Source organism: Kitasatospora sp. NPDC085895, from assembly GCF_040702125.1.
In the GTDB taxonomy this organism is placed as follows: domain Bacteria; phylum Actinomycetota; class Actinomycetes; order Streptomycetales; family Streptomycetaceae; genus Kitasatospora; species Kitasatospora arboriphila.
In genome coordinates this window covers 1-14,759 of the sequence record NZ_JBFBJY010000125.1, presented here as the reverse complement: position 1 = coordinate 14,759, position 14,759 = coordinate 1, and the positions used below count along the sequence as shown (strand labels likewise).

Here is a 14,759-nt window from a genome sequence, read left to right as displayed (position 1 = left end):
CGGCCCCATCCTCCTCGCACCCTCGACGCCTTGAAGCGCGTGCTCGAGGACCACGACAACGAGATCAACTCAGGCAGTAAATGAATTACGGCTCCCAACGCCCGGAAGGGTTAGCGAGAAGCCCCCGGCTTCAGCCGGGGGAGGAGTCACACGTGAGGTCGCACAGCTCCTTTCGTGCCGCCGGAGAGGAATCGGGGGTGAGGAGGCGGTCCACTGGAGTGGACCGTCACCGTCGACTCCACGGTCAACCGGGCCCACCAGCATGGCGTCGATGCCCGCAAAGGGGGCCGCAGACGGGGACGAACTGGAAGATCCGGGCCGCTCCCCGGCGGGTCAGGCCCTTGGCCGCTTCCGGGGGCTGACCACCAAGGTCACTGGTGCGGTGGCTGTTCGGCGGCCGATGGCGGTCCTTTCGCGGGGCAGGGTGGTTGGGTCTGCTCGCCGTCCTGTCGCCGGTCCTCCGGCCAGACCTCGAAGCCCTGTGACATCCCCGTCGGCGGTCCTGAGCGAAAGCATCCCCGGATCAGCGCCGTGAGCCTGCGGACCGCATCGGGTCTCCCGCCGAGCTCCACTCTCACCGCTCCCGCTCCCGGGGCGGCGGGGGCTACTGGTGGTGTGGCGGCACCGGTGATCGGGGCGGACGTGTCCACCTGCCACCGCGCTCGTTCCGCTGCGTCGGACGGGGCGGCGTAGTCCCCGGCGGTGAGGGGGGCCGGGGCGGTGGTGAGTCTGAATGATTGCGCCACGGTGTCGGCGACCACCTGGGCCACGGACGGGTCGCCGGAGATGGTCATGTGGACGATCGCGCTTGGCGCTCGTGTGTGTTCTCCGGTCATGACGCGCCTCCGTGGTCGGCTTCTTTCAGGGTCTGTCGCGGCGTGTCGTCTCGCATCCACAGCACAGCGTCGGTGCACAGGGGGAGGGCCGTGCACCTGCGGAAATCTTCGCTGGTCCTTGTGCCGTGCCACGTTCGAGCCGGTGTCCACGACCGTGTGGAGGTCGCCCTCGGCTCCGTGGACGGGATTGGTGCTCGGGCGTCGCCCGCAGCGGATGCGACCGTCCGCTACCGTTGCCGGCCGAGCCCGCGCTGTGCTGCACCGCGACGCAGTCACCGGTCGGGCCCCTCACCCCCGATGCCTGCCGGGGGTAGTCGCGCTCGGCGGCAAGAGCGGCGCCGGCGAGTACCTGCGAACCCGGCACGGCCACGCCCGCCTGAAGATCGGCTACCTGATCGACGACGCCGCCCACCGCGCCGGCATCACCGACCCATACGCGATCGCACCGGTGGTGCGGGCGGAACTGCTGCTGGACGGCTTGGACCGCTATGCGGCCGCCCACCACTTCCACGACCACCATGGCGGCCTGAACAGCCGCGCTCGCAGCACCGATGTCTCCCGGGTCCACCAGCGGGATCAAACTGCCGTGCGGGTTTACCATGTCCGAGCTCGACGAGCGAGCTATCGATGCCCTGCGGGAATCCACCGAGTCGTGGGCCGACCTGCTGCGCGACTGCCGCCGACGCGGCATGCGCGACCCCGAGCTGGTGGTCGGCGACGGCGCCATGGGCCTTTGGCGGGTGCTCGCCGAGGTGTTCCCGGCCGCACGGCCACAGAGGTGCTGGGTTCACAAGGCGCGGAATGTCTCGAACTGTCTGCCGAAGTCGGCACAGCCGGGAGCGACGAAGGCCATGCGGGAGATCTACAACGCGGAGTCCCGCACCCATGCCGAGAAGGAGATCGAGGTGTCCGCGAAGACCTATGGAGCCAAGTTCCCGAGGGCCGTCGCGAAGATCACCGACGATCGGGACGAACTCCTCGCGTTCTATGACTTCCCGGCCGAGCACTGGATCCACCTGCGGACCACCAACCCCATCGAGTCGACCTTCTCCACGGTCAAACTCCGAACCAAGGTCACCCGCGGTGCCGGCAGCCCCGCCGCCGCGCTCGTCGATGGGCTGGTCGCGGGTCTCGACGAGCCCATCTGTGTAAAGGATCAGCCAGTCGTCGGGACCCAGGTCGAAGGCGGTACTGCTGAACGACCCTGCGCCTACCCCCTGGGGTGGGCAGGTCGAGCAGGTCCGGTGGCCCGTCCGCGTGTGCCACGACGGGGGCATGTGGCCGGCAGTGGCGATGCAGCAGCTACCAGCCGACAGCGGCGCCGACTATCCCGCAGTGTCGATGATCTGCACCACGAGAACCTGCTCGCCACGCACGTCGACGATCGAGGTGACCAGCATGCCGTCGAAGTGGTCAGTGCGCAGCGGCATGGCTCCGCCTTGCCAGTCCCGGCCTTCCGGGTGTTCGAGAGAGCAGGCGAGTGCGATTTCTGCGGCGGCTTTCCGGGCGAGGTCCCGGCGTCTTCGGTGAGGTTGTCGAGGAGGGAGTTCGGCTCGAAGTCCCAGGACCAGTCAGCCACTGCGTACCTGGTCGCCTGCGGTCCGTACGATCTCTGCCATTTCGAGCGTGGCGGTTCGGCGTGCGGCCTCGTCGTTGCTGAACCGCATGGTGTGCTCGTAGGCGCGGTAGCGGCGGGAGAGGTCGGGGTCCTGCTCGATCAGCAGGATCATCCGCCAGTGCAGCATGAACGCCTGCAGGGGGCCGATGCTCGACTCCTTAAGGGACTTGCTTACGGCCCGGTGTTCGTCGGCGGCGAGGTCGGTCAGCCGCTGCGGGGCGACGGCTGCCACCGCCGACTGCAGCTCCTCCACCGTCGTCACTTGGGCGAAGTGGACGTGCCCGGAGGCGTCGACCACCGCGTGCTGCGCGTTCTGTGCCATCCCCGCGGTCCTTTCTCCTCTGCCACTGTTGCGGCGGGGGGCCGCGCTGTCGGAGGGCCGCGAAGGGGCGACCCTGCTGCTGGCCCGGCGGTGTCCGGGCGAGGCTGCGGTCCGACCCTACCGTCCGATGTATGCCTGGCGGGCCTCCGCCAGGTCGCGCCGTAGGGCGTGGCCCTTGTCCTCGCCGTCGATCCACCGGGACGTGCGCGAGGTCGGGCTACCCGGCGATGGAACTACCCGATTGTGCGAAGTCAGGCTGCTGACCGTATGGCCTCGAGGAACTGGTCGACGTCCTGGACGTGCTGGTGCGGCTGCAGGCCTGGAGCGAGGTCGGCGGTCTGGCGGATGTAGCGGGACGCTCCGATCCGCTGGGTGAGGGCCAGGACCTGGTGCGCGGTGGCGGCGCTGTGGCCGATCTTGCCCTGGTGGAGGAGGCTTTCGGCCTCGTGGGTGAGGAAGAGGGCGCGAGTCTTGCCGCGGGCGGTGGGCAGGAGAGCGACGCCCTCGGTGATCTGCTGGTGGGCGTGGCCGGGTTCGCCCAGGTCGATGAGGCAGCGGCCGGTGTCGACGGCGAGGTCGGCCGGGCTCATTCACGAGCACCAGGCGGGTGGTGCCTCGGTGGCGGTGCTGAGGGCGTGCTCGGCGCCGGTGTGGCGGCCGGTGGGACGACGTCCACCCACTGGCCTGGCTGCGATCATGGCGCGGTGAGGGACATGTTCGACCGGTCGAGGAGCTTCTCCGTCAAGGACGCGGCCCAGGACCGGATGGTGCTGGGCGAGTCGAATTGGCAGGTGTGCTCCCAGGTACCAGTCGCAAGAACCGTGCTGAACGGACAGCCAATCATGCTGAAGGCAGTGAAGTTCGGCGAGTCCTGCCCCTGACCAGGCGCCTAGGGCCGGTCCCGTCTGATTTCGCGGTGACCTGCCGGGCAGCCCTGTCGTACTGGAGTGCAAGGGATTCCTTTTCGAGTCGGCCGGTGACCGGTACCTTCTCGCTTTCGAGGCCCGCCATCTGGCGGGCATGCGCCCTCCCACCAAAGAGGAGAAGGCCACCGCTGCCGCCACCCCGATCACCCTGTGGTAGGGCCTGGATGATGGATCATTGGTTTTGTGAATGACTGGTTCGGGTGGGAGGACCCTGCCGAGTTACGGATTCGGCTCGATGTCGCGCTCGAGCAGATCGCCGTACTGACTGAGGAGAACCGGCGGCTTCGGAAGCGTCTCGTCGTGCCGGCGCTCGGCACGGCGTCTGGGCAGCCCGATGTTGCGGCACGGTCTGTATCACCCGAGACGCCGTCTGGCAGTGGCCTGCCCTATGCGAACGCCGCCTCTGCCCCGCAGACGAAGGTCGCTTTGTTCCGTGCGCTGTTCGTCGGGCGTGCCGATGTGTACGCGCAGCGGTGGGTGAGTGCGAAGAACGGCCGGACCGGATGGAGCCCGGCCGAAGAAAACCTCTGGGACAAGGGGAAGCCGGATACGGAGCGGGTGTTCCTGCCGCTGACCGATCAGGTGATCGTCCGGCACCTGAGCCGGCCCGAGCCGGGCCAGCGTGAGCTGCATGTGGGCCTGTACCCGATGCTCCCCGACGACAAGACCCAGCTTCTGGTGTGCGACTTCGACGACAAGGACTGGCGCGGTGACGCGGCCGCCTACATCGAGGCCTGCACCGCTGCCGGGGTTCCCGCGCTGGCGGAGGTCTCCCGCTCCGGGGCCGGCGCGCACGTGTGGACGTTCTTCACCGCCCCGGTGCCGGCCCGCCTGGCCCGGGCGCTGGGCATGGCCATGCTGCGGCGCGCGATGGATGCCCGCGGCGGGATGTCCCTGGCCAGCTACGACCGGCTCTTTCCCGCCCAGGACTTCCTGCCCACGCACTCTAAGGGCGGGGCCCGATTCGGCAACCTGATTGCCCTGCCGCTGCACGGGGCCTCCCGGACCTTGGACACCACGCTGTTCTGCGACCCTGCCACCTGGCAGCCGTATGAGGACCAGTTCGCGTACCTGTCGCGCACCGAGCGCCTGACGCCCGAGCGCCTGCAGGATCTGGTGACCGCCCTGGGGCCGCTGCACGCCGGCCCCAGCCCGACCGCGCCGGTGCTGGCGGCCCGGCCGCGGCGCAACGCGCTGGGCAAGGCCCCGAAGACGGTAAAGGCCAGGGCCGGAGCGATGCTCAGTATCGCCACCGTCGGACTGTCGCCGCAGCTGATTGCGGCGCTCAAGCACGCCGCGTCCTTCCACAACCCCGAGTTCTACCGGCGCCAGAACCAGCGGTTCTCCACCTTCAACACTCCGCGCCTGATCTGCTGTTTCGACGCCACCGACCCCGACTGGATCGCTCTGCCCCGGGGATTGCGGGACGAGGCCGCCAGCCTCGTCGCCGCCGCGGGCGGCACCTTGGAGGTCATCGACACCTTCCCCGAGCAGGCCCGAATCGACGCCCGGTTCACCGGCGAGCTCACGGCGGTGCAGGCCCGGGCCGTTGAGGCGATGGCCTGCCACCCCACCGGGGTCCTGGTCGCCCCGCCGGGCGCGGGCAAGACCGTGATGGCCTGCGCGCTGATCGCTGCCCACGCCCGGCCCACCGCGGTCATCGTCAACCGGGCCGAACTGCTGGCCCAGTGGCGCGAACGCCTGCAGGCCTTCCTCGACCTGGGCGAGCACACGGTCGGCTCACTCGGCGCCGGCAAGGACCGCCGCGGCGGTGTTGTCGACCTGATCATGCTGCAGTCCCTGGCCCACCGGGAGGCCGCCGCGGGCCTGCTGGACGGCTACGGTCTGGTGGTCGTCGACGAGTGCCACGCCATCGGGGCTCCGGCCGCCGAGGCCGCGATCCGCAAGGTCAGGACCGGGCGGTGGATCGGCCTGTCCGCCACCCCTTACCGGGCCGACCAGATGGACCCGCTGATCACCATGCAGTGCGGCCCGATCCGCCACGAGATCGAGGACGCGAGCGCCTTCGCCAAGCATCTCATCGTGCACCGCTGTGATTTCACCACCGAGGAGCCCGGTACCGACGGCGCCTCCATTCAGGCGATCTACGGCGAACTTGCCGCCGACTACTCGCGCAACCGGCAGATCGCCTCCGACATCGCCGACGCTTACCGGCGCGGCCGGTGCAGCCTGGCCCTCACCAACCGGATCGAGCACCTGAACCAACTCGCCACCGCACTGCAAGAACACGGCGTCGAAGCGTTGCTGCTGCACGGCGGCCTGCCCACCACCGAACGGGACCGCGTGCGGGCCGAGCTGTCCAGCCCGCGCACCCGCCCTCTGGTGCTGCTGGCGATCGACAAGGTCGCCGGGGAAGGACTGGACGCGCCCGCGCTGGACACGCTGTTCCTGGCCAGCCCGATCTCCTTCAAGGGCCGGGTGATCCAGCAGGTCGGCAGGATCATGCGCAACACCGAGGCCAAGAAGAACCACGTCGAAGTCCACGACTACCTCGACTCGCAGGTCCCGCTGTTGGAGCGGATGCACCACAAGCGCCGCAGGATCCTCGACCGCCAGGGCTTCACCACCACGGCCCCGCCGACCGTGGATCGCGCCTCCCGACCCGCCGACAGCTGCGACACGCCCGGCCAGATCCTCGCGGCGAGAAACGAACAACCAGGGCCGACGGCGGCCCAGGTCCGCTCGTGGGCCCGAGACCAGGGCATCCACGTCCCGCCCCGCGGCAGGCTGCGGTCAGAGATCACGGCCGCCTACCAGGCCGCCCACCGTGATCCCATCGAACCCCGCCCAGCGAAATAACCACTCGCTCCCACGACACCACCGAGCGAAACGCCAGGCAACAACGCAGATCCAGCCCTCTGCAGGCCCTGGAAGGCACAGTCTGGGTTCGGAAGATTGCGAGTTTCTGGGGTCCGTTAGGTGAGGGGGTATCCGAGGGCGAGGGCTGCCCGGCGGAACGAGGCAAGCTTGTCGGCGGGGACGGCGAGATGGCGGTCGCCGAGCCGGGTGGCGAGGGCGCGGACCCGTCGGTCGCCGGCCAGGAGCGCGGCGGTAGCCGCATCCACGCATTCGATCAGGTGAACGGTGCCCATATCGCGAGCCGCACCGACGCGGCGCTCTGCGTCCACGAGTAGCGTCGCAACGGTGTCCGGCAGCGGACCGGCCACACGCTCCAGGTAGTCGCGCAGTTCGGCCAGATCCCGTCCGGCGTGCACGGCGGCAAGCAGGGAAGTGGGGCTCAGCGCCCAGGTCCGGTCGCTGGTGCGGGTGGCGAAGGCATCCAGGAGCAGGGCCTGGGCGGCGGGCAGTCCGTCGAGGGCGACCAGGTCGTGGTTGGCGAGGACCTTCAGCGCCGAGGTGCTGCTCGCGGCGGCGGGTGGTTCGGGCGCGGGCCCGGGGAGGTAGGTGGGGTGCTGGCCGGTGGCGTAGGCGCCGAGCGGGTTGAGGCGCAGGGCGCGCAGTCCGTCGTAGCGGCTGAGCCGCTCGAGGTCGTCGCCGCCCCAGTTGTCGCAATAATCCTCCCGCGCCCCGTCGGCGGGCACATAGTCGACGTCGATCAGTCCCAGCGGCGCGGCGTACTCGAACAGCACGGCCAAGGTGTAGCGGCCCTGCAGCAGTTCCCAGTTGTGGAAACCGTCCCAGCCGAGGCTGCCGTACTCGGGATCCTCCAGGTAGAGCTTCCACAGGGCCCGCTCGGACCGGGCGACCATCGGGTTATGCCCCGCCTTGCGCATCGCCGCGAACAGTTCGTCGACGGTGATCCACTCGCCGCAGGTCAGAGCGGCCAGGGCGGCCCCGACGTGGCCGCGGCGCGGCTTGAGGGCACTGAGCACGTTCGCGACGCGCTGGCCCTTGATCGCTTCGATACGGGAGAATTCGTCCAGGACGGTGCTGCCCAGCCAGCGCCGCCACAGCTGGGCCAGGACCTCGTGCGCGGGTTTGGTGAGCGCCGCCCGGCCGCGCGGGGTCAGCCTCAGCTTCCCGCCAACCAACTGGGCGAGGCCGCCGGCCTGCAGGAGCAGTGGCCAGGCGAACGCGGCGATCGGCTCATCGGGATAGAAGTCCCCGCCCTCCAAGACCTCGGCCACCTGGGCGACCGCCGCCGCGGACGGGCGCAGCGTCTTGGCACTGCACCGCAGGCGGCCCGTGGCACACAGTTGCAGCAGTGTCCGCAAGTCGGCCTGCGCGGAATGTTCGGTGCAGCGGATGTGCGGCTCGTCGGCGTGGCGTGGGTGGCCGATCACATCGGTCCTGAGGCCAGAAGGTAGTGGTACTTGCCCGCACCGCAGGTGCGCTCCAAGGTGGCCAGGATCGCGCGGGCGTCATCGCGGGGGCCGTTCAGGTAGAACGGCAGCCCCTCATTACCGAAGCCGATTGCAGGCAGCCCGTCGGCGGGTTCCCCCAGCACCACAGCGGCGTCCGCGAAACCCGGCGCGGGTTCGAACCCGAGACCGCGGGCATAGGAGACGGCGCCGTAGGCAATGGCCTGCGCCTGCTCGATGCCGATGGGCAGCGAGGGCGCATCAAACGCACTGAAGTAGGAACGCCGATGGGCCTGAAGCGATCCCTCGCCGATGCTCTGCGGAGCAATGACGTTCTTGACACCCAGACAGTACACATCCACCAGAAGCCCGCACACCGTCACCCGGCTCGCCCGCTCGCGACGGGCCACCAGCAGCTGCGCGAATCCGGCCCCCACCGCGCCCTCGCCCGCCCCCACGTCCTGCGCCGCCCACGCCGGCCGAGTGGACAGGTCCAGCCCGGTGCTCCAGCCGGCGTTCACCCAGCAGCCCACCACCTCCCGCTCGCCGGGCATAGTGGCCGTGTGCGCGGCCTCGGCAGCCCGCCGCAGTAGCACACCGGCTTGCGCGGGTTGCAGCCCCAACGCCCGGGCCACCTGCTTGGGGCCGCTCCCGGCCGCCCGCAATGCCCGTACCCGTTCCAGCAGTTCTGCTTGCCCATCGTCACGCACCCCGCCATTGTGCCCGACCCGCAGACCACTGCCCGGCAGGGTGAGCCACGGCCGGTACCCTGCCCCCAGCATTACGGCCGGCCCGTTCAGGGAAGTCTGGTGGACCCGGCCGTCGACCAAGGACTGGATCGGCCCGGCAGATTGGGCGTCTTCGGCGCAACGGGCAGAGGAAGGCTCAGCAGGCCCAGTGGCGGTAGGCCTCAATCCACTGCGCACCCTCGGGCGCCGGAGTGGGCAGCGGCAGATCGAGGAGTCCGACGGCCTGACGCTGGCTGCCGCGGGCGCAGACCGCCACGATTCCACTGGCGGTCAGGTCAACGCCGATGACGTTCACCTCTACCCCCAGCACCGTCGTGGTGAACGGCACAGACAGATGGTCCTGGACCATCGCGAACAGGCCGCTCTCCTCCTCATCCTGACCGTACGCGTCGACGATGGCCTCATCGACCAGCCTGTCGAGCTCGCCCCGGCTCCACGTCCCCATGCCAGCAGGATATCCACACCCACCCTCCGCGCCGGGCCACCGTGCAGTATTAATGCTGCGTTCCTCAAAGCAGGTACACATAACGGCATCGTGCTTGTCGGATTGGCGGGGCTGGACGGCCCCATATCCAGGGACGAGCACGTGCGTTGAGCTGGGCTGTGGCAATGTGGGTGGCCTGGGCGATCTCGTCGGGTCCGGAGAAGGACTGCCCGGCGAGGGCGGCCTTGCGGAAGATCCGCCACCAGCCCTCCTACAGGTTGAGCCAGCACGCGCCGACCGGGATGAAGACATGTCGGATCCGCGGGTGGTCCTCCAGCCAGGTCCGGGTGGACAGGCTGTTGTGAGATGGCAGGTTGTCGGTCACCACGTAGATGTCCCCTGTGGGATTCGTGTCCTCGAGTAGTTGAAGGAACTGCTGGTAGAAGGCGCTGTTGCGGGACTGGGCGGTCATCGTGACCTGCTGCCCGTCCGCGATCCGCAGTCCGCTGTAGACCCAGGTTTTTTCCGGCCCGCGAGAATAGTCCAGCTCCGCCTTGATGCGGTGTCCGTCCGGCGACCAGCCGGTGCGGGCGGGAAGGTACGCGGGATCACCGGCCCGAGCTCGTCGGCGCACACGACCGTCGCGCCGTCGGGCGGGCTGGTGTACAGGCCGATGATCCGCGTCCTTTTCTCTCGAAGTCTCGATCCTTCGAATGCGTCCACGAGCTGGTGCGGCGCCATCGCACGCCCTCGGCGAGCAGGATCCGCCGCACCTGGGAGCGTCCGACCGCGATCCCCAGCCGCGCGGCCTCGGCCGCCAGCGCGTCCAGCGTCCACTCGGGCGAGCCCGTCTCGTCGGCAGGGGCGAGTTCCCCATCCGCCTGCCGGATCGGGCATCCGGGCGGCGCCAACCTGCCCCCGTCAGGCATCCGACACCCGCCGATACGAGGATGCGGCGCGACCGTACAGTCCTCACGTGGCAGGTCGGGGTGGGAGATATCCCTCTTGGCCATCGCACGCCGCTCTGTCCAGTGCCGTGCCGCCGTGCTCTGAGCGGATCGGCTTCCTTACCCGCCTGCTCCTCGCGCTGGGCACAGGCCGCACCCGGCAGTGCCCGCTTCGAGCCCGGCGGCAGAGCCATGCACCCTTACCGAAAGGCACCGGTGGTGGTCCCCGGCCTGTGGTGAAGGGCGCCGTAGTGATTGTGGTGTCGGCCCGGCCGGTGTCCTGCAGAGTCTCGGAAGGTTGGAATCTGCGGCATTACCGGGCGGATTTCCTACGGCCGCCGTAAATTCGATGGCACGAGCAACAGTTGACGCCATGGGAGTACTTGTGGGAGACGGACGCACGTTCGGCACGGACAGCGGTGTGGGATCGACGCGGGCACTCATCGAAGCGCGGCTGCCGGCCGTGCGGGAGCAGCGGCAGAGGCTCGAGGACGAGCTTGCGGCGGTCATCGCGCAGGAGAACGCGATGGTGTCCGTGCTCGAGGGCCTGGCCGCCCTGGCGGATGCGCCGCTCGGCGAAGGGAAGGGATCACAGGCCGCCGCACCGGTGCAGTCCGCCGGCGAGGTGCCCGCCGCTGCAGACGAGCCCGCGGAGCCTGTCGAGGCTGCGGGGCCCGTTGGGAGTGCCGCCGACGAGCAGGCTCCCGTCCCCGCTGCCGTTCCGGCGAAAAAGGCAGTGAAGAAGGAGGCAGTGAAGAAGGCGGCGGCCAAGAAGGCGGCCCCGCGGAAGGATGCCGCCGGGAAGGGCGGGGCGGCCAAGAAGTCCGCCGCCGGCCCGAGCGCCGACCGGGACGCCGAGCAGGCGCCGGTCGCAGCCGCGAAGAAGACCGCGCCGCGGTCGGCGGCCAAGGCCCCCGCGAAGACCGCAACCCCGGCCGCCGCCAGGAAATCCACCCGGGCGAAAACGGCACCAGCCGCGGCCGACCAGGCGGCGGCGCAGCCGCCGAAGGGGCGTCGGCGGCTGACCGACGCCGACAGCGTGCTCACCGTTCTCCGGCAGGCCGAGGAGCCCCTGCGCGCCCGGGACGTGACGGGCCGTCTCGGGCTCGCCGACACGAACGGTGCCGTGGATGCGGTGCGCACGATGCTCGAGCGCCTCGCCAAGGCCTCGCAGGCCAAGCGCACCGGCCGTGGCCTGTACGCGGTGGCCGACTGACCGGCGAAGTCTTCCTGCTTCCCGCCCGGCCTCCCGGGCCGGGTGGGAAGCAGCAGACCGGGCCGGTCCTGTCCAGGCTCGCCCGGGCACTGTCGAAGAACCCCGCAACGCCTTGATCAACGCTGGCGGCATCGATGCGGCCGCACCCTTCCGTCGGCCTCCGGCCCCGGCACCTCGTAGAACACCTGCCCCGCCCCAGCGTCCCGGGGTGCCCCCGCGACAATCCGTACCCCTGTCGGGCCTGCCATCCAGAGAGAGCAATGCCTGCGCCGCGCCCCTGTCCGGACACGGCGCTGACGGAGCACTTCGGCGGGGAATGCAGGTGGCTGCCGGGCAGGCAATGACATGAACCCCGGGAGCCATGCCGATCTTCTCACCCCCGGCTCGCGCTCGCACCCCCAGGGCCGGTCACCGACGGGTCCGGCGGCCCCCCGCACCAGCGCGATGCGCTGCCGTCCGGCGCACCGAGCCGCACGCCCGGCCGCGCCGAAAACTTGGCCCCACAGCTGGGGCTGCGCGCAGCCGCCCGGGGCCGGCGAAAACGGGTTGTCCCTGCCACAGCCGGTCCGACACAGTGGGCGCATCGCGCCGCACAGGCTCAAGGGAAGGAGCGCGACCGTGAACACCGCCACCCGTGTCCAGTCGTATCAGCGCTTCTCGGGTTCGCGATATCGCGGGACGTCCTCGTAATGCGCTGACCGGCCGTTGTTGCCGGGCCGCCCCGGGGGTTGCGCCCCGCCCGGGCGGCCTTTTTCATGCCGCCCGGCAGTGCCGGATGATGCGACTGGCAGCGCGCCTGTCTTTGGTTCAGGAGGTTCGGATCCCCGTCCGGCAGCGCGACACAGCAGTGTCAGTGGAGGAGCCAGCCGACAGGCGGCGCCGGCCTCGGTCTTGAAAACCGTTGGGGTGCGCGAGCATCCGTGTGGGTTCGACCCCTACCTCCTCCGCCAAGGGCGAGCTGGGCATTGGTTGAGCCCAGGGGTCTGTAAAACCCCCGCTTCGGCTGTGGCGGTTCGAATCCGCCCTCGCCCACCAGGAACCCGCGCCTGCGGCCCGTGTCCGCACCCGCGTCCGTGGTCGGGCCGGGTTCAGCCTGCCTGGACGCACTCTCCGCGGGCGGTGGTGAGGTAGGTCCCGGCGGTCAGGTCGCCGCCCACGGACAGCATGTCGATCTTGTGGGTGCCGCCCGGGCTGTAGCCGAGGCCGGTGATCCGCTTGCAGAGCGCGAGGGTCTGTTCGCGGGTGGTGCCCTCGACGACGCTCACCATCAGGGAACGCAGCGGCTGTCCGGTGGTGTCCTTGTCGGTGCTGATGAGGTCCCCGTGCGCCACCGACGGCAGGCAGCGGACGTCGTCCGGGAGGCCTTCGCTCACCGTGCCCTTGAAGGGCTTGCCGCCGGCCGACGGGTCGTCGTTGGCCCCGAACTTCGGGGCGCAGCCGGTCGGCGCCGGGCTGATGCCCGCGGCCCGTGCCGCGCCTGCCCCGTCACTTGGCTTGTCCGCCTGGCATGCCGTGGTTGCGGCCAGCGTCACGACCACCGCAGATACCGCGGCCAACTTCCATGCGCGCACGCCACACCCCCGAGACATCCTTTTGGATGATCATACTGGCGCGTGTCGGTAGCCTTTCCTGGCTGCCCGTCACCACTGCACTGGGCCGCGAGGACAGGGTTTCTCGCGCCGGCGCCGGCCGCGGTGGCTGTCACTGGTTCGGGTTGTTCCCGGCGGGGCGGCGGCGCGAGCTCGCATACGGTGAAGGGAGTCCGGGGGGTCTCCTGGGCCGGGGGAAGGGGACGGGTTCGTGCTGGAGAACGAGCTGCGGCCGGGGGCGGGGCGCCCTGGTGTCGTGTCCGGGCCGGGTGAGGCGGGCCGCTGCGGGGCCGGGGAGTGGCCGCAGGCGGTGGGGCAGATGCTGGCCCTGGCCGGCTGGGTCGGCGAGGGCAGGCAGCTGACCACGACGGGGCAGCTGCTGCGCGCGGATGCGCGAGAGCTCGTCGCACTGCTGGAAACCGGTGGCCACGCGATGGGTGGCGTCCGCCCGGCTGCGCCGCTGCGCGGGGTGCAGGTGCTGCTGGCGTGGGCGCACCTGGCGGGCCTGGTGGAGAGCGACGGCCCGCGGCTTGACCCCGGACCCACGGCCGGCCGGCTGCGGGAGGATCCATGCGCGCTGCAGGATGCGCTGTTCGCGGCCGTGCCGCGCCTCGAGGACTCCCGTAGCGGCTGGCAGTCCGTGCGCCTCCATCTCGAGGGCTCGGCGGACTTCAGCGCCGGATTGGCTGCCCTGTGGCGGCGTCTTGGCGCTGGGCCACTCACCGAGGAGGAAGCCGCCCGGACGGTCTGGGAACAGTTGACGGGCCGCCACCAGGTCGAGGAGCGCCAGCCCGCGGGTCTGACCTCGTGGAAGGTCGTGGTGGCCAGGGATACCGCCAGGGCGCTTGTCCTCTACGAGGCCGTGGGCGCGGTCCGGGCCGAGGGCGGCCGCATCGCTCGGACCGGCTACGGCCGCAGCCGGGCGCCGTCGGGGGTGCGCGACGACGTTGCCTCACGCGGGCTCGGCGAGGTGCTCGTCCACCGGCCGTAGACATACCCGCAGCCCGGACCGGCTGCGCCGCAGCCCCGCCCCGGCGGACAGTACAGGGCGCGGCCGCCGTTGCCGGGTGCGCGGCGGCGGTCGGGTCGCGGCGTAGGTGGCTGGTGGGTAGCGTCGGTGGTGAGGGACCAGGAATTGAGAGTGGGTTGTCGCCACAGGGCCGCCGGTCGAGTACCGGCGGCCCTGTCCCGTCGGCGGTGTGCCGTGCCTGGCGCCGCGCGGCGGGCCGGTGTCAGAGGCAGACGAGGGCGGTGTCGTCGGTGACGCTGCCGGTGAGCAGCAGGTTGGTGAGGACGGCGTCAGCGAGGGTGTGGGGGTCGGGTGCGTCGGGCCCCGCACCTCCTTCGGCAGCGGTGTCCTGTCCACGCCAGGACGTCCGGTGCCGGGTCGCGAGAGCGGGGCTCGGTGCGCTGCTGCGCGGCAGCGGCGTATCCGGTCCTCGTGGGGCTGCTCCGGCCGCCTGCTGCCTCATGACCTGCACGTTCACTGCCTGCGGGCCGCGCTGGCCCTGCTCGATGTCGAACTCGACCCGGTCGTTCTCCTCCAGGTTCCGAAAGCCGCTGCCCGCGATCGCGGAGAAGTGGACGAACACGTCGGGGCCGCCGCCGTCCGGCGCGATGAAGCCGAAGCCCTTCTCGCCGTTGAACCACTTCACCTTTGATCTCCCAGGATGCCCCGGCCTTCAGGCCGGGGAGGAATGGGTCCTTGGACCGGAGCCGCGAAGTGGCGGAGTGATCTTTGGATGTTCCGGCGGAGGCCGTTGTCAGTGGCCTTCGGTAGGTTGATCTTGTGCACCTTCGGTACTCGTATCGCATCTATCCGACGGCGGGTCAGCGTGTGGCGCTTATC

General features: G+C 70.4%; 10 protein-coding genes, 2 tRNA genes and 4 pseudogenes. 7 read left to right on the top strand and 9 right to left on the bottom strand.

All coding sequences use genetic code 11. The annotated features are described in order from the left end of the window. Window positions 1-207 precede the first annotated feature (207 nt). Window positions 208-370, top strand: a pseudogene (locus tag AB0442_RS39115) (IS5/IS1182 family transposase); the annotation flags it as partial. Window positions 371-1,471: 1,101 nt separating this feature from the next. Beyond that, a pseudogene (locus AB0442_RS39110) lies at window positions 1,472-1,939 on the top strand (transposase); the annotation flags it as partial. On the opposite strand, the pseudogene AB0442_RS39105 reads toward AB0442_RS39110, so the two are convergent. The 3 genes and pseudogenes from AB0442_RS39105 to AB0442_RS39095 all read right to left on the bottom strand — a co-directional run. Next, window positions 1,940-2,152, bottom strand: a pseudogene (locus AB0442_RS39105) (SpoIIE family protein phosphatase); the annotation flags it as partial. It lies immediately after the preceding pseudogene. 255 nt (window positions 2,153-2,407) lie between these two features. Beyond that, on the bottom strand, window positions 2,408-2,776 hold the full coding sequence (locus AB0442_RS39100; protein ID WP_366168288.1) for a hypothetical protein: 369 nt from the start codon (window positions 2,774-2,776) through the stop codon (window positions 2,408-2,410). 251 nt (window positions 2,777-3,027) lie between these two features. Next, window positions 3,028-3,366: a hypothetical protein gene (locus AB0442_RS39095; protein WP_366168287.1), complete on the bottom strand. Its 339-nt coding sequence runs from the start codon at window positions 3,364-3,366 to the stop codon at window positions 3,028-3,030. Window positions 3,367-3,885: 519 nt separating this feature from the next. Between AB0442_RS39095 and AB0442_RS39090 the strand changes: the two genes are divergently transcribed. Continuing rightward, entirely contained in the window at window positions 3,886-6,522 is a 2,637-nt protein-coding gene (locus tag AB0442_RS39090; RefSeq protein WP_366168286.1) for a histone-like nucleoid-structuring protein Lsr2, read from the top strand. A 116-nt stretch (window positions 6,523-6,638) separates the two neighbouring features. Here AB0442_RS39090 and AB0442_RS39085 read toward each other — a convergent pair whose 3' ends face one another. The 4 genes from AB0442_RS39085 to AB0442_RS39070 all read right to left on the bottom strand — a co-directional run bounded on the left by AB0442_RS39085 (window position 6,639) and on the right by AB0442_RS39070 (window position 9,792). Then, window positions 6,639-7,811: a helicase-associated domain-containing protein gene (locus tag AB0442_RS39085; RefSeq protein ID WP_366168285.1), complete on the bottom strand. Its 1,173-nt coding sequence runs from the start codon at window positions 7,809-7,811 to the stop codon at window positions 6,639-6,641. Between the two features lie 152 nt (window positions 7,812-7,963). Continuing rightward, window positions 7,964-8,695 (bottom strand): hypothetical protein, encoded by a 732-nt coding sequence (locus AB0442_RS39080; protein WP_366168284.1) that lies wholly within the window; start codon window positions 8,693-8,695, stop codon window positions 7,964-7,966. Between the two features lie 175 nt (window positions 8,696-8,870). After that, window positions 8,871-9,179 carry a calcium-binding protein gene (locus AB0442_RS39075; RefSeq protein WP_366168283.1) on the bottom strand — a complete coding sequence of 103 codons (309 nt, stop codon included), beginning with the start codon at window positions 9,177-9,179 and terminating at the stop codon, window positions 8,871-8,873. Between the two features lie 250 nt (window positions 9,180-9,429). Next, the gene (locus AB0442_RS39070; protein ID WP_366168282.1) at window positions 9,430-9,792 is read right to left on the bottom strand and encodes a transposase; all 363 of its coding nucleotides are present in this window, start codon (window positions 9,790-9,792) and stop codon (window positions 9,430-9,432) included. Between the two features lie 686 nt (window positions 9,793-10,478). On the opposite strand from AB0442_RS39070, the gene AB0442_RS39065 reads away from it, so the two are divergent. From AB0442_RS39065 to AB0442_RS39055, 3 genes are all read left to right on the top strand, one after another. Continuing rightward, a complete protein-coding gene (locus AB0442_RS39065) occupies window positions 10,479-11,321 on the top strand; it encodes a hypothetical protein (RefSeq protein WP_366168281.1) in 843 nt (280 codons plus the stop codon). Between the two features lie 855 nt (window positions 11,322-12,176). After that, window positions 12,177-12,271 (top strand) — tRNA-Ser (locus tag AB0442_RS39060). A gap of 1 nt (window position 12,272) precedes the next feature. Continuing rightward, window positions 12,273-12,356 (top strand) — tRNA-Tyr (locus AB0442_RS39055). A gap of 53 nt (window positions 12,357-12,409) precedes the next feature. Here AB0442_RS39055 and AB0442_RS39050 read toward each other — a convergent pair. Continuing rightward, complete coding sequence (locus AB0442_RS39050; RefSeq protein ID WP_366168280.1) at window positions 12,410-12,853, bottom strand: hypothetical protein; 444 nt, start codon at window positions 12,851-12,853, stop codon at window positions 12,410-12,412. A 268-nt stretch (window positions 12,854-13,121) separates the two neighbouring features. Here AB0442_RS39050 and AB0442_RS39045 point away from each other — a divergent pair, with 268 nt between their 5' ends. Beyond that, window positions 13,122-13,901, top strand: a complete 780-nt coding sequence (locus tag AB0442_RS39045) for a hypothetical protein (protein ID WP_366168279.1) — start codon at window positions 13,122-13,124, stop codon at window positions 13,899-13,901. A gap of 478 nt (window positions 13,902-14,379) precedes the next feature. Here AB0442_RS39045 and AB0442_RS39040 read toward each other — a convergent pair. Further along, window positions 14,380-14,565 (bottom strand): annotated as a pseudogene (locus AB0442_RS39040) (cold-shock protein); the annotation flags it as partial. Window positions 14,566-14,759 lie beyond the last annotated feature (194 nt).

Coding starts and splice junctions, on each gene's coding strand:
- AB0442_RS39100 (WP_366168288.1), bottom strand. CDS start 2,776: ATGGCACAGAACGCGCAGCACGCGGTGGTCGACGCCTCCGGGCACGTC.
- AB0442_RS39095 (WP_366168287.1), bottom strand. CDS start 3,366: ATGAGCCCGGCCGACCTCGCCGTCGACACCGGCCGCTGCCTCATCGAC.
- AB0442_RS39075 (WP_366168283.1), bottom strand. CDS start 9,179: ATGGGGACGTGGAGCCGGGGCGAGCTCGACAGGCTGGTCGATGAGGCC.
- AB0442_RS39065 (WP_366168281.1), top strand. CDS start 10,479: ATGGGAGTACTTGTGGGAGACGGACGCACGTTCGGCACGGACAGCGGT.